Origin of the sequence: Stella humosa (assembly GCF_006738645.1) — a bacterium.
Lineage (GTDB): Bacteria > Pseudomonadota > Alphaproteobacteria > ATCC43930 > Allostellaceae > Allostella > Allostella humosa.
Genome location: NZ_AP019700.1, coordinates 2,270,839 through 2,291,220, shown reverse-complemented (window position 1 = coordinate 2,291,220; position 20,382 = coordinate 2,270,839). Strand labels below are relative to the sequence as shown.

At 66.8% G+C, this 20,382-nt stretch carries 18 protein-coding genes; 13 read left to right on the top strand and 5 right to left on the bottom strand.

What is annotated here, in order from left to right; all coding sequences use genetic code 11:
* The 3 genes from STVA_RS10700 to STVA_RS10690 all read right to left on the bottom strand — a co-directional run bounded on the left by STVA_RS10700 (window position 1) and on the right by STVA_RS10690 (window position 2,423).
* Entirely contained in the window at window positions 1-519 is a 519-nt protein-coding gene (locus STVA_RS10700; protein ID WP_245978142.1) for an A24 family peptidase, read from the bottom strand.
* 107 nt (window positions 520-626) lie between these two features.
* Window positions 627-833: a Flp family type IVb pilin gene (locus STVA_RS10695; protein ID WP_245978140.1), complete on the bottom strand. Its 207-nt coding sequence runs from the start codon at window positions 831-833 to the stop codon at window positions 627-629.
* Window positions 834-1,238: 405 nt separating this feature from the next.
* Window positions 1,239-2,423, bottom strand: coding sequence for an EAL domain-containing response regulator (locus STVA_RS10690; protein WP_123687947.1), 1,185 nt, complete (start codon window positions 2,421-2,423; stop codon window positions 1,239-1,241).
* Between the two features lie 257 nt (window positions 2,424-2,680).
* On the opposite strand from STVA_RS10690, the gene STVA_RS10685 reads away from it, so the two are divergent.
* Entirely contained in the window at window positions 2,681-6,121 is a 3,441-nt protein-coding gene (locus tag STVA_RS10685; RefSeq protein WP_123687946.1) for a PAS domain S-box protein, read from the top strand.
* Window positions 6,122-6,413: 292 nt separating this feature from the next.
* A complete protein-coding gene (locus STVA_RS27610; protein ID WP_170216280.1) occupies window positions 6,414-6,578 on the top strand; it encodes a hypothetical protein in 165 nt (54 codons plus the stop codon).
* Window positions 6,579-6,776: 198 nt separating this feature from the next.
* Here STVA_RS27610 and STVA_RS10680 read toward each other — a convergent pair whose 3' ends face one another.
* Window positions 6,777-7,925 carry a site-specific integrase gene (locus STVA_RS10680; protein ID WP_123687945.1) on the bottom strand — a complete coding sequence of 383 codons (1,149 nt, stop codon included), beginning with the start codon at window positions 7,923-7,925 and terminating at the stop codon, window positions 6,777-6,779.
* A complete protein-coding gene (locus STVA_RS10675; RefSeq protein ID WP_142235738.1) occupies window positions 7,925-8,374 on the bottom strand; it encodes a hypothetical protein in 450 nt (149 codons plus the stop codon). The genes STVA_RS10680 and STVA_RS10675 overlap by 1 nt, the downstream gene beginning before the upstream one ends.
* 209 nt (window positions 8,375-8,583) lie before the next feature.
* Here STVA_RS10675 and STVA_RS10670 point away from each other — a divergent pair, with 209 nt between their 5' ends.
* The 11 genes from STVA_RS10670 to STVA_RS10620 all read left to right on the top strand — a co-directional run bounded on the left by STVA_RS10670 (window position 8,584) and on the right by STVA_RS10620 (window position 20,375).
* Window positions 8,584-8,811: a DNA-binding protein gene (locus tag STVA_RS10670; protein ID WP_123687943.1), complete on the top strand. Its 228-nt coding sequence runs from the start codon at window positions 8,584-8,586 to the stop codon at window positions 8,809-8,811.
* A 13-nt stretch (window positions 8,812-8,824) separates the two neighbouring features.
* The gene (locus STVA_RS10665) at window positions 8,825-9,013 is read left to right on the top strand and encodes a hypothetical protein (RefSeq protein WP_123687942.1); all 189 of its coding nucleotides are present in this window, start codon (window positions 8,825-8,827) and stop codon (window positions 9,011-9,013) included.
* Window positions 9,006-10,526 (top strand): AAA family ATPase, encoded by a 1,521-nt coding sequence (locus STVA_RS10660; RefSeq protein ID WP_142235737.1) that lies wholly within the window; start codon window positions 9,006-9,008, stop codon window positions 10,524-10,526. The genes STVA_RS10665 and STVA_RS10660 overlap by 8 nt, the downstream gene beginning before the upstream one ends.
* Before the next feature lie 504 nt (window positions 10,527-11,030).
* Window positions 11,031-11,447 carry a hypothetical protein gene (locus STVA_RS10655; RefSeq protein ID WP_123687940.1) on the top strand — a complete coding sequence of 139 codons (417 nt, stop codon included), beginning with the start codon at window positions 11,031-11,033 and terminating at the stop codon, window positions 11,445-11,447.
* A 1-nt stretch (window position 11,448) separates the two neighbouring features.
* The gene (locus STVA_RS10650; RefSeq protein WP_142235736.1) at window positions 11,449-11,742 is read left to right on the top strand and encodes a hypothetical protein; all 294 of its coding nucleotides are present in this window, start codon (window positions 11,449-11,451) and stop codon (window positions 11,740-11,742) included.
* Window positions 11,743-11,997: 255 nt separating this feature from the next.
* The gene (locus STVA_RS10645; RefSeq protein ID WP_123687938.1) at window positions 11,998-12,243 is read left to right on the top strand and encodes a hypothetical protein; all 246 of its coding nucleotides are present in this window, start codon (window positions 11,998-12,000) and stop codon (window positions 12,241-12,243) included.
* A 43-nt stretch (window positions 12,244-12,286) separates the two neighbouring features.
* Entirely contained in the window at window positions 12,287-13,363 is a 1,077-nt protein-coding gene (locus STVA_RS10640) for a phage major capsid protein (protein ID WP_123687937.1), read from the top strand.
* Entirely contained in the window at window positions 13,357-13,701 is a 345-nt protein-coding gene (locus STVA_RS10635; protein ID WP_142235735.1) for a hypothetical protein, read from the top strand. The genes STVA_RS10640 and STVA_RS10635 overlap by 7 nt, the downstream gene beginning before the upstream one ends.
* The gene (locus STVA_RS10630) at window positions 13,698-13,991 is read left to right on the top strand and encodes a hypothetical protein (protein ID WP_142235734.1); all 294 of its coding nucleotides are present in this window, start codon (window positions 13,698-13,700) and stop codon (window positions 13,989-13,991) included. The genes STVA_RS10635 and STVA_RS10630 overlap by 4 nt, the downstream gene beginning before the upstream one ends.
* Before the next feature lie 274 nt (window positions 13,992-14,265).
* Window positions 14,266-19,554 carry a tape measure protein gene (locus tag STVA_RS10625; RefSeq protein ID WP_170216279.1) on the top strand — a complete coding sequence of 1,763 codons (5,289 nt, stop codon included), beginning with the start codon at window positions 14,266-14,268 and terminating at the stop codon, window positions 19,552-19,554.
* 191 nt (window positions 19,555-19,745) lie between these two features.
* On the top strand, window positions 19,746-20,375 hold the full coding sequence (locus STVA_RS10620; protein WP_123687933.1) for a hypothetical protein: 630 nt from the start codon (window positions 19,746-19,748) through the stop codon (window positions 20,373-20,375).
* The last annotated feature ends 7 nt before the right edge of the window (window positions 20,376-20,382 follow it).

Genomic DNA, 20,382 nt, shown 5'->3' with positions numbered 1-20,382 from the left:
TCAGCCCACCGCCGGAAGGCTTGCCAGCGTGAATATCGATCCGGCCGCGATGGCGACGCCATAGGGCAAGGGACCGCGGCGGCGCAGGCGCCGGCCCTCGACGGCCAGGAAGCGGCCGATCAGGTGTCTCGAGCCCGACGGGAAAGGGGCGTGTCGCCGCGCCTGCCACCGCAGCAGCAGGTAGACCAGCGACAGCACGCCGCCCGCCAGGGCCGTGGCGACGACCATCAGCCAGACCCCCTCCGGCGGCAGGCCCAGGGCCATCGCCGTGGCCAGCTTGACGTCGCCGCCGCCGAGCACGCCGCGGGCGAAGGCGATGAACAGGACGATGAACAGGAGGCCGGCGGCCGCCAGGCTGGAGAGGGCGGCCATCGGCCCGTCCAGCATCCGCAGCGTCAGCCCGGACAGGGCCACGCCGACCGACAGGCCGTTGGGGATGCGACGAACCAGGAGGTCGCGCAGGGCCGCGCCGACCATGAGCGCCGCGATCAGAATGGAGATCAGGAATGTCGCAGACATGCGCCCGGCCTACAGAAACCCCTATGCACCAAATGAAAACGGCGGGGCCGCGATCTGCGACCCCGCCGTGCCGCCTCGCCGCCGGACTGCGGCGGCCGGCAGATGCTTCAAAGGGCGCCGCTGATGCTGGTGAAGACGGCGGCCAGCTGCGTGCCGATGGTCGAGACGGTCGCCAGCCCGACGACGATCACCACAGCGGCGATCACGCCATATTCCAGGGCAGTGACGCCGCGCTCGTCGCGACGCAGCGCACGACCGGCGGAAACGACCCACTGCATGCCTTCATTCAGTGCGCAAAGCATCGGAAACTCCATTCTCGGATACGTGGTCCGTTTGCCATTTAAACTGCGGGGTGAGGATCGCGGCATCCCGTATAAGTAGAATTGCCGCCTCACGCACAAAGAGGTACCCCCCGCCCCTGACCCCGTAAAGCACCATGATGGCTATAAGGCCGCTATGAACGAATGCCCTCGAAATTGAATAGAATTACAGTTAATTCAATCACTTATGATCACACCGAATTCCGTTCAAATTGGTGTTTATAAGCATTCTGGAGACGCCCAGCCTGCGATAGGGGCCGCAGGCACACGCGTCGCACGCACATATCTCCATGTGCCGTTGCCGGCCATTCTGGCAGCGGAAACCCGGCGCCCGTGCCGGCGCTAAGGAAGCGTGACGGGAGATATCGGGCAATGCGGGCGCGATGCGCCTGGCCGCCCCTATCCTTCGGCGAACGCGCGCGCGTCCATCCAGGCGGAGATTCGTTCGGCGCTCATCGGCCGACCGATCAGGTAACCTTGCGCGAAATCGCAGCCGATATCTTTCAAGAAGCGAAGGGCTTCGTGGTCCTCGACGCCCTCGGCCGTAACGGTCATGTCCTGACTATGACCAAGCGCCACGATCGCGCGGACGACCTTGCGCGCCACCCCGGCACGCGATGCATCGTGAACGAAGGCCGAATCGATCTTCATGTCCGAGAACGGCATGCGGGCCAGCTGCTCGAGCGACGCGTTGCCGCTGCCGAAATCGTCGATGGACAGTCCGAAACCCTTGTCGCGGAGGCGCGCCAGGACATTCAGGCTGACCATTGGGTCGGCCATCACCGCCCGATCGCTCACCTCGAGGATCAGCCGATGAGGCTCGATGCCCCGCGTGCGCGCAAGGTTTTCGACAACCTCCGGGAAACCGCGATCGGTGAGAGAGGCCGTCGAAAAGTTGACTGACATCTGGAGGTGCTGCTCTGGGCGTCGTCGCGCCAGCCATTCCAGCCCCATGTCGATGACCTGGGTCGTCAGCTGGACGATCAGCCCGGCGTCCTCAGCGATGGGGATGAAGGCGCTAGGACCGATCGCGCCGCGTCCGGGATAGTTCCAGCGGGCCAGCACCTCGACCCCGACCAGATGGTTGTCGGTGCAGCGGATCCTGGGTTGGAAGACGACCGTGAGGGCCTGCCTGTCGATGGCATCCTGCAGGTCTTCCACGGCCGGCACAGTCGGCGACGGCGGGTCCTGCCTGACCGGACGTTCGGAGGACAATAGTTCGCGCAGCTTCGAGGCCCGGAATGGCTTGGGTACGGCGCCCAACACGTTCAGGCCCTGTGCGACCGAAGTCTGCTCTGCCGCCCGGAGCGCGCGCGATCCCGCACCGCTGACGATGATGATGGCAGCAGTGGTGCCGCGCCTGGCCATCTCGGCCAGGACCTCCATGCCGTCCACCGTCGGCATGACGAGATCGAGCGCGATGTGCGTGGGATGCCAGCTGGATTCCTGCCGGAAGAACTCCGCGGACGTGGTGGCCGTGCGGACATCGAAGCCCATGCCGCCCGCGATCATCGCGATGATCTCGCCGACGGCGGCCTCATCGTCCAGGATCAGCAGCCGCCGTGCATTCCCCTTCGTAGCCATGTCTTGCCCGCCCCCACGCGCTCCCTGGCCCGCAACGCCGCTTACGGACGTTTCGACCACAGAGCGTCATTTGACAGCCTAGAAGAAGCGATGCCGCGTCGCAGTACAAGAGATATATTGTTGAAATAGATTATCAGTCGCTCTCCTGCTTCCCGAGCTGGGTTGCTCTATGCCGGGTTTGCCAACTTGCGATTATTCCGATCATCGCGCAAAATATCCGATGCTCCGCTTCTGCCGAACAGGATCGCGACCTTAAAATGACAACGGAACCGCGCGATTCCAGTGTCTCAACCATGAAATATGCTCCGGACATATTCTTCGATCAGCATCCCGACCCGATGTGGATCTACAGCATCGACACGCTGCGTTTCCTCGACGTGAACGCCGCCGCGACAGCGCGCTACGGCTATTCGAGGGATGAGTTCTTGGCGATGACCATTGCCGACATCCGACCGGAGGAAGATGCGCCTGCCCTGCGGCTGTGGATCGATGCGGGCCTGACCGGACTGAGAGAATCCGGCATCTGGCGCCATCGCTTGAAGTCCGGAAAGGTCATTCAGGCAGCGATCCGCTCGCAGCCGGTCACCTATCAGGGACAGCCCTCGCGCCTGGTCTCAACCATGGACGTCACGCGTCTGCTCGAGCTGGAAAAGGACCGCGCGACGCTGCTGGAACAGCAGGCGACCATGCGGACGGCGCAACGCCTGCTGGGCATTGGAATATGGAAGATGAACCTGGAGAGCGGCGCACTCTCCTGGTCCGAGAACCTCTACGAGATGTACGGCATCGCCGCCGATCACTTCGGCCACCGGTTCGACAGCTATATCGGCGTTGTCCATCCCGACGACCGGGCGATGGTGCTGGCGCAATTCGAAGCCTTTGCCCAGTCGACCGAGCGGTACTTCGACTTTCGCCACCGGATCTCTCGCCGGGACGGCAAGGTCATCACCGTCAAAGGCTTGGGGGAGCGAACCCAATCGTCCGTGGGACCGATCCTGACAGGCGTGGTCCAGGATATCAGCGACCAGGTTGCGGCGGCCGAACGCCTGTCCGAGGCAACCAACCTCGTGAAGATCGCCGGCAGGACCGGGAAGCTGGGCGGCTGGCGGCTCGACCTCGCGCGGTGGCAGGTGGAGTGGTCAGAGGAAACCGCCGCGATCCATGACGCCGCCGATATCCGCACGCTTTCCGTCGATGAGGCGGTCGCATTTTACCGCCCGGAATACCGTGATCGGGTGCGTGCCACGGTCGGCGAATGCATCGACCACAGGAAGCCCTTCGACGAGGTCTGGCAGATCGTCACCGCGGTGGGGACGGTGAAATGGGTCCGGGCAATCGGCGAGCCCGAATACTTGCCCGACGGCAGCCTGAAGGCAATCCACGGCGCCTTCCAGGACATGACGGAACTGGAAGCCACGAGGGAGCGGTCCGCCGATCTTTCGCGGCGCCTGCAGGAAACGCTTGAGAACATATCCGACGCCTTCATCACGCTCGACGCCGAGTGGCACTTCACCTTTGTGAACAGTCAGGCGGAAAGCCTGCTTGGGTCAGAGCGATTGCGCCTGCTGGGCAGGCCTGCGTGGGAAGCCCTCGGCGAGGCGGCGCGATCCAGCTTCGAGGCCGAGTGCAGGAAGGTAGTTGATAGCCGAACGGCCACCCGCTTCGTCACCTTCTACGCACCCACGGCGAAATGGCTCGACGTCAACGCCTACCCGTCCACCAATGGTATCGCCGTCTACTTCAGGGATATCACCCGGTCACGCGCCCAGCAGGAACAGCTGCGGCTGCTGGAGGCCGCGGTCTCCCGCCAGAACGACATCCTCCTGATCACGGCGGCCGATGCGATCGATGAGCCGGCGGGACCGAAGATCGTCTATGTGAACGATGCCTTCGTCCGGCGCACGGGATACACGCGCGAGGAGGCGATCGGCCGCACACCGAGATTCCTCCAGGGGGCGAGAACCGACCGGCACGAGCTTGGTCGGATCCGCGCCGCCCTGGCTCAGGGCCAACCGTACCGAGGCCAGCTCGTCAACTACGCCAAGAACGGCGAGGAATTCTGGCTGGAACTGGACATCGTGCCGCTCGCCGATCCGTCGGGATCATGGACGCACTGGGTATCGGTCGAGCGCGACATCACCGATCGCAAGCGATCGGAGGAATCCATCCGCATCAGCGACGAGCGATTCCGGCTGCTGTCGAAGGTGACCAATGATGTGGTCTGGGATTGGAACCTGGAGACGGGCAGCAACTGGTGGAACGACAACGTGAAGGTCTTGTTCGGCTACGAGCCTGACGATATCGAGCCGGGCTTGGAATCCTGGACAGGTCGCATCCATCCCGAAGACCGCGGTCGTGTCATCGATCGCCTGAATGCAACCTTGCAGGAAACCGGAGAGAGCTGGACGGACGAATACCGCTTTCGCCATGCCGACGGCCACTATGCCACCGTCATTGATCGCGGCTTCATCATCCGGGGCGCGGCCGGCCAGGCCGTGCGAATGGTCGGCAGCATGATCGACGTGACGGAACGCCGGCGGCTGGATGATCAGCTCCGCCAGGCGCAGAAGCTGGAAGCGGTGGGTCAGCTGACGGGCGGGATCGCCCATGACTTCAACAACCTGCTGACCGTTATTCTGGGCAACACCGAGCTCCTGAGCGAGCAGCTGGCGGGCCAACAATCGCTGCGCGCCCTGGCCGATACGGCCGTGAAGGCGACCGAGCGTGGTGCCGAGCTGACCAGCCGGCTTCTGTCCTTCGCCCGCCGCCAGTCGCTTGATCCCAAGCTCGTCGACCTGAACGCACTGGTAGCCGGCATGGACGATCTGCTGGGCCGGACCCTGACCGAGAACATCGACATCCAGATCGCCTGCGGCAAGCAGCTCTGGCCGACCGAAATCGACCCCGGCCAGTTCGAGGTCGCGCTGCTGAACCTCGCCATCAACGCGCGGGATGCCATGCCGGCCGGCGGGCGCCTGACCATCGAGACCTGCAACCTCGTGCTCGACGCCGCCTACGTCCACATGCATGGCGATATCGTGGGCGGGGATTACGTCATGGTGTCCGTTTCCGACACCGGCACCGGCATGCCGCCGGACATCGCCCTGCGCGCCTTCGAGCCATTCTTCACGACCAAGGAAGTCGGCAAGGGCAGTGGCCTCGGCCTCAGCATGGTCTATGGTTTTCTGAAGCAATCGGGCGGCCACGCGGTCCTCTACTCGGAGCCAGGACAAGGAACGTCCGTGAAGCTGTACTTCCAGCGGGCCTTGTCAGTGGATCCGCCAGTTCTGGTGTTGCCCACGCAGAAAGTCATTGTCGGCGGGCACGAGCATATTCTCCTGGCCGAGGACGATCCCATGGTTCGCCGGCATTTGGCAGACCAACTCACGGCGCTTGGGTATGACGTGATCGCGGCCGAGAACGGGCCACAGGCGGTCGCCATCCTGGAAACCGTGACCGACATCGACCTGCTGCTGACCGACGTCATCATGCCGGGTGGCATGGATGGGCGCGAACTGGCCGATGCCGCCCGGATTCTGCGGCCCGACATCCGTATTCTGTTCAGCTCCGGCTATTCAGAGGCGGCCATCGTCCATCATGGACGCCTCAATCCCGGAACCCTTCTGTTGCTGAAGCCGTATCGCCGCCAGGAACTGGCCGCCAAAGTCCGCGAGGCACTCGACCGAAGGCCAGGATAGGCGCGGCGCACCGATTCCAGGATTGGGTTGTGCCCTGTAGCGCTGCGCAGCTTGCGTGAAGGCCGGTGGCCGTGCGGTTTCATTCAGAACTCTGAACAGCGAAACGCCCGACCCTTCGTAGGCATCCGCTCACATTTCAAATAGCCGGGCTTGGTAGAAGCTTCAGTCGGGCTGACCACGGTGCGCCGGATGCTGAAGCCGGTGGCGCCAAAGTCTGCGGTATCAGCTGATCGGATCGGAAGCGCTACGCGCGGACGGCGGCCATGACGGCGGCTCCCCCGCACACGCGGGGATGGACCTGGGCACGGTGCTGGCCGATCTGGGCTTCGACAGCGCGACAATTGCGGCCTTCCTGGGCCAGCGGTCGACGGCCGTGGCCGAGTACTACTCCCGCGACGCCAAGTGCAAGCTGTCGGTCCAGAAGGCGGTCACGGCCTGGGAGCAGAAAACAGGATGAGAACGGAATCTGCAAACCCGGGCGGACCCTGCTGCAAAGCCACCAAGCACCCTTATGGCAGGGGCGGTTAAGTCGTTGATATCTTGGGAAGAAATGGTGCCCGGGGGCGGACTTGAACCACCGACACGCGGATTTTCAGTCCGAGGCAACCCTAGGGTTTCTGCGGCTTCCGGGCCGCCGTGTTGCATCCGTGTTGCATCAGCCTAGCAAGCGCGCCTGGACCTGCGCCATGACCGCGACATCGTCTTCGGTCCGATCGAGCAGGTAGCCATACACGTCGTAAGTCATCTGGATGCTGGAATGGCCCATGAGCGTTTGCAGCTTCTTCGCCCCGATCCCCTGTTGAATCCATAGCGCGGCCGCGGCATGGCGCAGGGCGTGGAAATTGTGCTTCGCCACGGCACCGTCGACGAGATCGCCCTTCTCGTTCCGCACCTTGCCCGGCACCGTGACGCCAGCCGCGACCTGGAGAGGGTCGAAGCCCCGGTTGACGATGTTGGCGTGACTCTCGGGGTTGCCGGCCCCGTTCGGGAATACCCACTCCAGTTCCCCGGCCCCGTTCTTCGGACAGGTCAGACGCCATTCCCGCAGCGTGTTCGTGACGATCGGCGCCAGCGGAACATCGCGGCGTCCGGCATCCGACTTCGGCGAGCCGTAGGCGCCCCACTGGTCGACGCGGCCGGCGACAGTCAGCACCCCGGCTTTCAGGTCGACATGCTCCCAGCGCAGGCCGCGGAGCTCGGAAGAGCGCAGGCCGGTGAATACCGCGGTCAGGATCAGGGGGCGCCAGCGGCCGGCCGCGTTCGTGACGATCGCCTTCAGTTCTTCGGACGTCGGCATCTCGGGCCGCGCCTTGTGCCGCTTCGGAAGTCGGACACGGACATCCTTCGCGACATTGCGCCCGACCAGCCCGCGCGACTGCGCCTCGGCCAGAATGCCGGACAGGCTTGTTAGCACCTTGCCCGCCATCGCCCGCGAGCCGGCCGCCATCAGCTCATCTGCGAACTGCTGGACCGCGGGCGCTGTCAGCATCGTAAGCTTAGTCCCGCCGACGCGCGGCTTGATATGGAGCTCGGCATGCTGGCGGTACTGCCGGATGGTGCTGGACTCCAGACCGTGGGTTTCAGCCCGCTTGAGCCACATTTCCGCGGCTTCAGAAACCGTGATGCTCGCGGAGTCCGCGACGTGGGTTCCGGCCAGCAGTTCGCCCTTGGCCCGATCCAACCATCCCGTGGCGTCGCGCTTCGTCGGGAACATCTTGGCCCGCCGCTGCCCCGCGCCGTCCTTGTAGTCGACCAGCCAGCGGGTTTCCCCGCTCGGCAGGATGCGCTTGCGGATAGCGGCCATCAGCGTTCCACCTTGGGCGCCTTGGCCGGCTCTATGCGCTCAATGAATCCGGCAGTGCCGTGGCGTGCACCATCCTCGTTCTGCCGGATGCTCTCAATCCTCACGATGAGGTTGGCGAGGAACTGGCGGCGCAAATCTGGATCGTTGGTCGGCAAGTTACTGTAGAGCGTTTCGACCACGGCCCTGGAGGCCGCACCGTAGCAATCGGGATCTGCAACCCATTGGGCCGGAGTCCAATCGGGGTGTCCGTTCATGATCGCGGCGGCGCGGCCCCATTGATCGAACGCGCCCGCCAGGATGAACGCCATCCGCCGAATCTCGGCCGATCCCCATTCCTCCTCGGCCGCAAAGCTCCAGTCTAGCCGAAGCTCGGCCTCCTCGCTCAGGCTTCGCCCCGACATCTTCATCGCATCAAGGATCTTCGCCTTGAGCTGCGGGCTTGCGCGCACGCTCAGGGTCGTTTTCTGACCCGGCCTAGGCTCCGAGGTAGGCGGCGCGCCTGCGCGCTTTGTCGGCCCCGTCATTTCCATATCCTCCGCGATCTTCCCAGCGTTCCGATATTTATCGGAAGTGGCTTGAATTGCAAGCCGACCAACGATAGCTTCCCACATATATCGGAACGTGACGCATAACCGTCGCCAGCGATTGGAGTGTGGGCATGACTGATCGGATCGCGGATGACCTGCTCGTGGGCGCACGAGGCATCACTGGCGAGATCGGCGGCGACGAGCGCCGCACCTATCACTTGCTAGAGCGGGGGCTGCTGCCCGCCTTTAAGTTGGGGGGCGTCTGGTGCGCCCGGAAAAGCACGCTTCGGGCGCATGTCGAGCGGTTGGAGCGTGCCGCCATTGAGCGGCTGGAGCGTGCCGCCGCCGAGGCCGCATAGAGTGGCCCCGGACATGGAGAAGCCCACCAGCCTGGCGGGGCGCGGTGGGCTTCTGGAAACCGTCGAGCTGGGCAGCCGCGACGAGTTCGACGATAGCACCCTCGACCGTCGCCGGGCAACCGTGCTGGCCCGCAGGTTCGCCCTGCCGATGCCGGTCGCCGCGCTGGTCGCCGGCCTCGCCTTGGGTGGCGCCCATGGATGACGGCGGCGCCTTCGGCCAACGGGCGCAGCCGGCCAACGTCGAGGCCGAGCAGGCGCTCGTCTCCGCCCTGATGCAGAACGGCCCGACGGCGCTCAGCCGTGTGGACCCGGGCCTGGCCGGACACATGTTCGCGGACGCGATCAACGGGATACTGTTCGAGAAGGCGAAGGACATCATCTCCCGCGGTGCGACCGCCGATCCGGTGACGGTCCACACGGCGGCCCGGCAGGATCCCCTCTACGAGCTGGGCGGCGGCTACGACTACGTTCTCCGCGTCTACAGCGCCGGCATCGGCCTCTGGTCGGCCGGATCGACCGAGCGATGGGTCGAGGACATCATCCGTTGCTGGGTCGATCGGCGCGGCCTGGAAATCGCTCACACCATGGTCACCGAGCGCGACCCCGCGGCCCGCTCGGCGCTCTTGCGAGAGCAGGCCGCGCTGAATGCCAGCGGCGCCGACCGGCCGTCGTTCGACATCACGGTCGCAGCGGACCTGGCTGGGAGGCCGATCCCCGATCGGGCGTGGCTGGTGCCGGGCTGGCTGCCGCTGCACCAGTGCACATTGTTCTCGGGGTCGGGCGGCGTGGGCAAATCCCAGGTCGGCGGCATCCAGTTGCAGGCTTCCACCGCTGTTGGCGCATCATGGCTCGGCTGGGCCGTGGAGCGGGTGCGGTCGCTGGGCATCTACTGCGAGGACGACGAAAGCGAACTGCACCGACGCATGGCCTCGGTGGCCGCCTCCATGGGCGCCGATCTGTCGGACTTCGGCGACATGGCATGGCGCAGTGCCATCGTCGATGCGCACGAGATGGTGGAAGAGGACGGACGCGGTGGGGTCAAGGTGACGCCCTACTACGGCCAGGTTGTCGCCGCAGCCAAGGCATTCAAGGCGCAGCTGCTGATCCTTGACAGCAGTGCCAACCTCTTCGGGGGCGACGAGATCAAGCGCCGACAGGTTCGAGCGTTCTTGACCACCCTTAATCGGCTGGCCATCGAGATCGACGGTGCCGTGCTGTTGTTGTCGCACCCCAGCGCCGCCGGTACCGCGGCCCGGACCGGCAACAGCGGCAGCACGCACTGGCCGAACGGCGTCAGGTCCATGCTCTACATGGAGCAGGACCCCGATCCCGATGCCGACCCCGACACCCGCATCATCACCCGCGTAAAGAGCAACTACGCGCGCAAGGGCGACAGCTTCCGCGTCCAGTGGCGGGATGGCGTCTTCCACGCCCTGGACGAGCCGGGGTCGCTCGATCGCACCGCCATGGCCAGCAAGGCTGACCGCGTGTTCCTGGCGCTGTTGCAGTCGACCTACACGGCGGGCGAGTGGGTAAGCCCGCGAATGCAGGCGCGGAACTACGCCCCGACCATCTTCGCCCGACACTCCGGCCGCGAAGGCGTGGGCAAGCCGGCATTTGAGAGCGCCTTGCATCGCCTCCAACAGCGCGGCGCCATCGTCTCGGAGCGCTATGGGCCGCCGAGCAAAGATGGCGCCAGGCTCCGGCCCGCATGACATGCCCACACCCTGCGCACATGCCAAAACCGGGGTGCGCACACCCTGCGGACACCCTGCGCACATGGGTGCCCACACCCTGCCCACACCTGCCCACACCCTGTGTTCTCACCCCCCATACCCCCCTGCCCCGAAACGCGGGGGCGCGGGCACTTGGGGTGCCCGGCACCCGCGTTCGGAGCCTCTGAAATGATCCCTGAAAAGACGTCACGGACCACGCGCATCAGGAAGCCGAGCAGGCAGGCGCTGGCCGCGGCCGCTGCCTGGCAGGCGCCGTCCCGCAGCACCAGCAACGCCCCGGAGCCACCGCCGCTGCGTGCGGCGGACATGCCACCCACCCCGACATGGCCGGGCGACATGCTGCGACGGAAGCCCGATGCGCGGCGGGTCTGAAACCTTTTTTCGTGGCGTTTATGGCAGCTGCGGAACCCGCCGGCTGCCGCCTTCGGCCGTCCACCGACCGAAACCGGCCCGCCCCCACCCCTACCACTTGGAGATCGACCAATGACCGACCCTGACCCTATCGCCGCCGCCGAAGCCGATCGGGTGATCGGCGAGCCGAAGCGCGCACCGACCGCCGGCACCGACGCTATCGTGGTCACGCTCGATGGCGCCCAGCATGTCCTGCACCCCAGCCTCACCGCGGCCCTGGCGATCAGTCGGGCGTTCGGCGGGCTGGTCGCCGCGCGGGAAGCCATCCTGCGGTTCGACCTCGATGCCATCGAGACGGTGATCCTAGTCGGCATGGCGACGCCCGCCGAGGGCCGGTTGCGCGGCATGGAAAGCGCGATCTACCGCAGCGGCTTCAATGCCGACCTGATCGGGCCGCTCGTCGAGTTTATCGGTGCGCTGATGAATGGCGGCCGGCCGTTGCCCGACCTGCCCGAGCCGTCCGCGGGCCAAGCCGATGGAGGCCACTGAGATGGACCAGGATGCCCTCGCCGCGCGTGTCGCTGACCTTGAGGCCCAGGTCGCCGTGCTCCAGTCCGGCGGCATCGCCTTCGCGCAGATGGTGGAAGATCTGGCCAAGGCCATTCACGCTGTCGCTGGTCGGCTCGACACGGCCGAAGCCAATATCGTCGGCCTGGCGGATGTCTCCAGCCAAGCGGCCGACGTGGTGCTGGGCGTCACCACCCGCCTCGCCGCCGTGGAGGCCCAGCCCGCGCCGGAGGGCCAGCAGCGGCCGCCCCGCCGTCGCCTCCCGGGACGCCCGTGATGGTGGCACGGGACGGACGGCCGTCGGCATCGAGGCAGCGACCCCTCGGGGGCACCCTCGACCCGAAAACGGCGAAGGGCGCCAGACCGCGCGGGTCCACGCCGCACAGGATCGCGTTTCTGAAAGGAAAATGGGCCGGTCCGGGGGGCAGGCGCCGACCCGCCACATCCAGGGCTGCCAGCCGGCCGGGTCCGCCGTGCGCAGTGCGATGAATTTTCGGAAGGGGGTTTCTCCACCCCCTTTAGGGGGTGAAGCATGAGCGTTGACTATGGCCGGACCAGGGGTGCGGCCCGCCCAGCAACCGCCCGCCAGCGCCGCCTGCGCGAGCGCCAGCGCCTCGGCCTCGTCGTCGTGCCAGTGCCCGTGTCGGTTCACGTCGTCGAGATCCTGATGGATCTGCGGTGGCTACCGGAGCAAAAGTCCGAAGACCGCAGCGAGATCGGCGACGCGGTGGCGCGTATGCTGGAAGAATTGGCGGCATCCCAGCGCAACAAAGTGTGACGCGTCTACAACATAGACGCGTTGCATATGCTCTAATCTCGCCATGAAGAGTCTTTCCAGCGGGGGCCCGCTCCCGATTCCCGTCAGGCCGGCCACTTCGCCGGCACGGGACACGTCGCTGGTCCGCGCGGCCTTCGCGCTTATGCGCGCGCACGCCGTCCGCGATCATGACCCGGAGAAGAGGGCCGCCAACATCATCCGCGAGAGCTGGCCGGGCGACCGTGCGGCAATCGCCGCGATCGAGCGGGCCGCGATCGACCCCGCGACGACGTCGGTTCCGGGCTGGGCTGAGGAAGTGGCGCCTGCACTCATGGGCGGCTTCCTGGAGTGGATGGCGCCGGGCAGCGCCGCGGCGGCCCTCGCCCCCAGCGGCATCGTGATTCCGCTCGACGAATGGAAGGACATTCGCCTGCCGACCCGCAACGCGGCGCCGACGAGGATCGGATGGGTTGGCGAAGCATCCGCGATCCCCGTCTCGGCCGGTGCTTTCTCGCTCGTCGTCATCGGCCCCAAGAAGATGGGCTGCATCCTGCCCTTCAGCACGGAACTGGCGAAGCGGTCGGCGGCCTACGCCGTGTTCGAGACGATGTTGCGGCGCGAGGCCGCGATCAGTCTGGACTCCGCCTACTTCGCAACGACCGCCGGCAGCGCGGCTGCACATGCCGGAATGCTCTACGGCGTTACCCCGACCCCGGCAACCGGCTACTTGGACGACGACTTGGCGGACCTGGCTGCCGCCGTCGGCGCCTCCGGCAGCGGTGATGTCGCCTTCGTCGCCTCCCCCGCCCTGGCCGCGGTGATGCGGGTCCGCCGGCCCGACCTGACGGTGCCCGTCCTGGCATCGCTCGCGATCCCGGCCGGACGCCTGATCGCGGTCGACCCCCAGGCGCTGGTCCACGGCATCGGCCGCGACGTCGAGATCGCGGCGGCCGAAGAGGCAGTCATCCACATGAGCGACACCCCGCTTGAGATCGTGAGCGCGACCGGCCCCACGGTCGCCGACCCGGTCCGCAGCATGTTCCAGACGAACACGCTGGCGCTGCGGCTCTTGATGGATGTGGCCTTCGCCAAGCAGCGCAGCGGAGCCGTCGCCTACATCGACGGGGCGGTGTGGTGGTGATGGAGAACCCCGGCAAGCGGCTACAGCCGGCCCCCGACGCGCTGCGCGCGGCGCTGGGCCAGGTCATCGCCGAGGAGCGGCAGACCTGGCGGCGCGAACGGCAGGCCATCGAAGCCGAGGCCCGCCAGACCATCGCCGAGATGCGCGCCGAGTTCGCCGAGATGCGCGCCAAGGCGAGCGTCGACATCGAGCGCCGCGAGGCCGAGATCGAGGCCATGGCCGTCACCGTCCGGGAGTTGCAGCGCCGGCTCGACGATGCCGGCATCGAGGCGGACACGACGGCGAAGACGAAACCACGGGTCCGGGTGCCGGCCCCAGCGAGGGAAGCCAGATCATGAGCAGCGCACGAGATTGGGTAGTGGCGGCCCCCGCCAGCGAGATGCCGGCCAGGGAGATCGTGCGTCGCGTCCGAGAGGACGCGCGGCAGCCTGTGACGGCGCCGCCCACCACCACCTACAACGTCGCGCAGCAGATCGCGGCCGATCTGTCGCTGACCATCCGGGAAACCATCGCAGCAGCGGCGCCGCATGGTCGGCGCGTCGGCATCGACGTGGATATCGCGCACGAAGGCATCCTCGGGGGGCGTACCGCCGGCCGTGTCCGGATCTGGGTAGGCGGCAGCGAGTGAACAGTGTCTAGGGGCCATAGTCCGGCGAACAAGGGCCGCCGGAGGGGGATCAGTCGGCCAGTGCCCCCGCCTCGGACAACCCCGACAGATCGCGGCCCGGTAGCTTTTGACGGGCGCGGCGATGACCACCATCCCGGCCGGCATCCGTAGCCGGCCGGGGGATCGGCCACTCGGCGGCAGAATCCCGAGCGCCACAAGATATCCATACCCCGCGCCCCGAGGCGCCGGGATGGGGCGTCTCCCGACGCTCCGTCCCTCTGATGGAGGCCGCCACATGGCCGCGACCGAGCGCATCGTTACCGAGCTAGTCATCGACGCCCGCCTCGCGAAGGAGGGTGCCGATACCTATGCCAAGGCGATGAACAGCGCGGCCGCGGCCATGGAAAAGCAGTCCGCGCAGATGACCGGGCTGTCGCAGCACCAGGCGCGGTATGCGCGGCAGTGGCAAAACATCCAGCAGGCCATGGACCCGACTTTGGCCGTACACGCCAAGATGCAGCAGGCGATCCGGGCCGCCGACGCCGAGGTGCGGCGGGGCATCATCTCCCAGGATGAAGCGGCGCGATCGCTGACCAGATATCGTCGGGAAATCGACGGTACGGCCGCCGCCGAGCGGAAGTTCGCGAGCGACCTGGATGCGGTGCGTGGCGCGCTCGATCGCACGCACGCATCGCAGGCGCGGCTGGCGCAGCAGCAGGCGGTTCTGAATCAGGCCCTACGCCAGGGCCAGATCAGCGCGTCGGACTACGGGCGAATGATGCAGCAGGCCAACGCCCAGGCGGCCGGCGGACAGGAGCAAGTCAGCGGCGGCATGGGCATGCTGATGGCGCTCGGCCGGCAGCTCGGGCCGGTCATGGCGGCGGCGTTCTCGGTCGCCGGGGTGATGGACCTTGGCCGCCAGATCGTCACGGCCGGCGATCAGGTCGCCATGCTGGCGGGCAGGTTCACGGCGCTGTCCGGGTCCGCGGCCCAGGGCCAGATGGCGGTGCAGCAGGTGTTCGACATCGCCAGCAAGACGGGCGCATCGGTCGACGGCGTGGGCCAGGCATTCAGCCGCTTCTACTTGGCATCGAAGTCCCTGGGCGCGACGCAGGAGGAAGCGGCGCGGTTGGTCGAGACCGTCGGGAAACTGGGCGCCGTCGGCGGCGCGTCGGCCTCGGAAGTCGCGAATGGCAGCATTCAGCTTGCCCAGGCTCTGGCGTCGGGCGTGCTGCGCGGCGACGAGTTGAACAGCATCCTTGAAAATTTGCCGCTCGTGGCGCGGCAGATCGCCGAGGGCCTGGGCGTCAGCATCGGCCAGCTTAGGACGATGGGTAGCGAGGGGCAGTTGACCGCCGACAAGGTGTTCGGCGCGCTCCAGAAGGGCGCAGCCCAGGCCGACCAGCAGTTCGCGCAGTTGCCCGTCACCGTCGAGCGCGCGGCCGGCGAGGCGTCGGTCGCGTGGACGCGGTTCTTGAACTCGTTGAACGACAGTATCGGCCTGACAAAGGTGCTGGCGGCCGGGCTCCAGGGCATCGCCAACATCCTCAACAACCTGTCGAAGCCGGCCACGAACCAGAACATTGCGGCCGGCTTGGTGCAGCAGATCGCCAACCTGGAGCGCATCCGCGATCAGCAGCGGGCCGGCGGGCTGGAGGGACTGGCCCGGCAGAACGATGCCAACATTGCCAACCTGCAGCAGGCGCTCAGCCTGACGCAGGAGATGGCGTTGCAGGAATCCCGCTTGACCGCCCAACGGGGCATGGCTGAGCAGGCGGCGGCGGACGAAGCCAAGGCGCAGTCCCAGGCCAATGCCGCACTGAAGGAACAGGTCGCGGCCAGGAAGGAACTGGACAAGGTGCTGTCCGACCTGGACCCACGATTCAAAAATATGAAGACGTTTTCCGAGACCGTGATGGGCTTGGACAAGGCGCTGTCGGAGGGAAACCTCAGCATCCAAGACCACACGCGGTATCTCGGGCTGGCGGTCAAGGCGTACGACGAAGCCGAGAAAAAGGCGGCGGGGCTGAACAAGAAGATCCGCGAGGAGAAAATCAGCTTCGACAGCTTGAACCAGTCCGTGAAGGATGCGACGGCGGTCGCGCTCGAGCACGAACGGCGGCTAGCGGCCGGATCGAAGGAGTTCGAGGCGATCATCAAGGCGGACGACGCCTTGGCTGACTCCCTTACCAAGCGGTTCATGCCGGCCGCCCAGAAGGCGAGCGCCGAGATGCAAACGCTCGACCGCCTGCTGCGCGCCGGTTCGATCACGCAGGAAGTTTTTGCGGCAGCGACCGCCGAAATCAACCGCAACCTGGAGGAATCGGACCCCGCCTTCAAAGCCGCCCAGCAGGCGGCCGCGCGCTACCGCGAGGAAGTGGACCGCGCGATTGGCCGCTCGACCGACCGGATCGTCGACTTCGGCGCCGATGCGCTGTTCGACACCCTGACGGGTAAGACGAAAGACTTTTGGAAATCCTTCACGGACATGGCGCTGCGGGCATTCTCGCAGATCGCGGCCGAGGCGCTGCTGCGCCCCATCGTCCTGCCGATGATGACGAACGCGGTCACGAACATGCCTGGCCTGTTCGGGCTGGCCGGCTCGTCGACGCGCACGGGCAGCAGCGGCGCCAGTGGCGGCATCGGCGTGCCATCCTTCAGCATCGGCGGTGCGGACGTCGGCGGGCTTGTGGGGGACGCCTTCCGCTGGGCCAACACGCCGTTCGCCAACATCGGGGGGTCGCAGTCGGTCGGGAGCGCGTACTACGGCGCCGAGGCTACGTTCGGGCCGGGGTCTGCCACGCCATGGGGCGCGGGCGGCGCCGGCGGCGCTTCGGGCATGCAGGGCGGTATCAGCTTCACGCCCATGGACATCATCGGCCCGCTGGCTTCCGCCCTTCCCGGCATCATTTCCGGCAACTTCATCCAGGCCGGCCTGGGGGCGGGCGGATTCGCCCTGGGCAACTTCCTGCTGCCTGGCATCGGCGGCCCGATCGGCGGGTTCATCGGCAATCTCGTCGGCAGCCTGTTCGGCAAGAAGCCCAGCAACATGGGCGCGGAGTCGTCGTTCACCTTCGACCAGGCGGGCGCTGGCGGCGACCTCAGCTTCGATCGCCTCTACCGCGGCGACAAGCACGCGTCGTCGCTGACGCTGGTCGACAACATCGCCGACGCCGGCCAGCGCACGCTGGACGAGCTGGCGCGCCGCTATAGCGGCGTCGAGTTCGGCGGCACCGTCTCCGCTCGGTATGGGAAGAAGGAAGGCGCCAGCATCAGCTACGGCGCGCCCGACGCGCAGTCGGTCGACGACTGGCAGGTGTTCACGTTCGACCCCGAAGATAAGGAGCAGATGGCGCAGGCCTTCAGTGACTTCAGCATGGCCGCGCTGAAGTCGGCCGACTGGTCGGGCCTGGGCGAGACCGTCGCGACCGCCGTGCAGAACAGCACGGCGACCGACCTGGAGGGCTTCCTGGCCGACGTCGAGTTCGGCCGCATGTTTGATCCGCTGGTCGAGCTTGGAACCGCGGCGCTCGACCCGGTGGCCCTGGCGCTGCGCGCGGTGGGCGAGAGCGGCCGAAAGATGGCGGCCGACATCAAGACCGGAGTTGACGACTTCCGCGAGAAGATCGCGGACTTGAAGTTGGGCACCGAGGAACTGGCCGACGGCACCACGAAGGCCGACGCGGCCACGCGCGGCTATGTCCTGACGACGCTGGGCCTGGGCGCCACGCTCGACCCCGTGACCGCAGCCACGGCCGAATATGAAGCCTTCATGCGCGACCTGCTGCCGATCCTGACGGACGTCGGTTTCAAGACCGAGGAAATCGGCCAGATCCAACAAGGCATCTGGGACGACATGGTGGGCGGCGCGATCCGCGCCCGCGAGGAAATCGCGCGCCAGATGACGGCGCTGGCCATCGACATCCGCACCGGCATCGAACAGACGATCAATCCCGCATTCCAAATGAGCAGCCGCGACCTGTTCGCCGGCCAGGGGCTCGACACTACGCAGTATGCCCGCCTGCTCGGGCTCGTTTCGGCAGCCGCGACCGGCGACGAGGCGGCCCTGCGCGAGATGGGCAACAGGCTGATCTACAACCTGGACCCGGACAACAACCCGTCGACGGCCGGCTACATCACGCAGGCGCAGGCGGACGCCATCCGCCAGTATGCGCAGGCCGGCTACACCCGGGCCGTTGCCCCGCAGGCCGGCGGCTACCTGCCGGCCAACGACAACGGGTCGTCGACCAGTTCCGGCGGCGGCAGCGGCGGCGGCAGCAGCAACGATGGCGCGCGCCAAGCCATTCAAGACCAGATCGACAGCCTCCAGGACCTGGCTCGCATCCAGAACGATGCGGCCCGCGAGGCCGAGCGGATGGCCAACGCCTTTAAGGGTGCTGCCGACAGCCTGCGTCTGTATCGCCTCGGGCTGTTGACCGACCCGAGCAACAACCCGGCATCCCTTGGCGATCAGCTTGCCGAAGCCCAGCGGCAGCAGGCGGCGGCGCTGGCTCGTGTCCTGGCCGGCGGCGCGGACGCGCCCGATGCGGCCCGCGAACTACAGCAAGTGAGCAGCACCGTCCTGTCGCTCGGCAAGCAAGTGTTTGGCTCGTCGCCGCAGTACGTCGCGCTGTTCGACCGCACCATTGGCATGATCACGCAGGCCGAGCAGAAGACGGCAACCTTCGAGACCCAACAGTTGGCGCTGGCTGCCACGGCCAATGCGGAACTGGCGCGGCTCAATGGCCAGATCGAAGGGCTGCGGGGCGACCTGTCCGCCCTGGGCAGCAGCAGCGGTGGCGGCACGTCCGGCGGTGGCGGTGGCGGCGGTGGTGGGTCGACCCCGACCACTCCGGGCGCCGGCTACTACCTCGACAGCGCCGGCAAGCTGACGCAGATCAGGTTCGGCATGCAGTCGCTCGGCCGCGGCGCCAACGAGTCCGTCGTCGAGTTCATGAAGGGGTTCGCGTCCTACACGGGCGCCGCCACCGAGGAAGCCGCCTACGCCTGGATGCTCCAGGCGCACCCTTCGGGGCTGGCTGGCCTGGACCGCCTGGAATACTTCGCCGCGGCGCGGCAAGCGGGCTTCCCCATGAACCTGGACTTCGGCGGAACCGACCATCTGAATTGGCTGAACGCCTCGACCGACGGCACGCGCTGGAAAGGCTTTATCGACAAGCTGCGCCAGTTCACGACCGTGCCGCCGGGGTTCTTCGCCGGCTCCGGCGCCCCCGCCGGCTACGCGCTCGGCGGGCTGGTGACGGGCGGCGTCGCTGGCCGGGACAGCGTGCCGGCCATGCTGATGCCGGGCGAGCGGGTGTTCTCGGTGCCCCACTCGCGCATCATTGAGGGCCTGGCCGCCGGGCGCAGCGGACCGACGGCGGCCGAGCATCGCGAAGTGGTGCACGAGCTGCGGAAGGCGAATGCGGCCATCGGCATCGTGGCGGCCCGCCTAGCCCAGATCGACCAGGGCACGAAGGCCGGCAACGCGACCCGCGAAGAGATGCATGCGGATGCCAAGGCGGCGCGAGCCGGGCGGGCGCCGAAGGTCGGGTCGGCTCCGCCGCTGCGCCGGGCCGTGTAGCGACTGCCGCCCTGCCGCTCCCACAGGGCGGCGGCAGCCCGGCGCAGGGCCGACACCCTGCGCCGGGACGCGATCGAAGGCATGGTCATACCGACGCGCCCCCGCCCGCGACGTCTCGGCGTCGCACTTTCAACTACTTGTTGCACCCTCCGTTCCCTACTGGCAGGTTTCTCGCCAAATGGGGGAGGCCAATGCGTCAGCGCCCGCTGAGAATACTTGTCATCGCGTGGCTGTCGATGGTCGGCGTAGCGGCGGCGGACGAAGGCAACTACGGCTTCAAGGGCGCGGTGGTGGGCACCACGACATTGGCGGAGTTCCGCCGAGCGAATGCGTTCAGAGGCGGTGAGCGCCCGTACTGTTCGGATCGCCACCCCAGATTCAGTGAATGGTTCACCCTCGAGGCGTGGGAGCCGAAGGTCGGCGTAATTGCGTGCACGATGAATGGCCCGGAGGACGTCCTCCGGAAAGACTGGCGGCGGGAGACGATCGCCGGGGTGGACGCCACGCCTGTCTATTACTTCCTAGATCAGAAGCTCGTGCGGATCATGATCACGTTTCGGGCGGAACACTACGGGACGATTGCCGAAGAGATTGCCGGCAAGTACGGGCCGGCCGATCACACCGAGCGGCGCACCATCCAGAATCGTATGGGTGCGACGTTTGGTGACCGGCGTCACGTGTGGGTTAGGAAGACGTCATCTATCGCAATGGGCGAGAGGGGCGCCGCAGGGAAAGTGGATGCCGGGCGTTTGCTGATGTCCCATCGTCCGCTCAGCGACCTGCTGGAAGAACGAAGGCCAAAGAGGCGCCGGGATCTTTGAGGGCCGC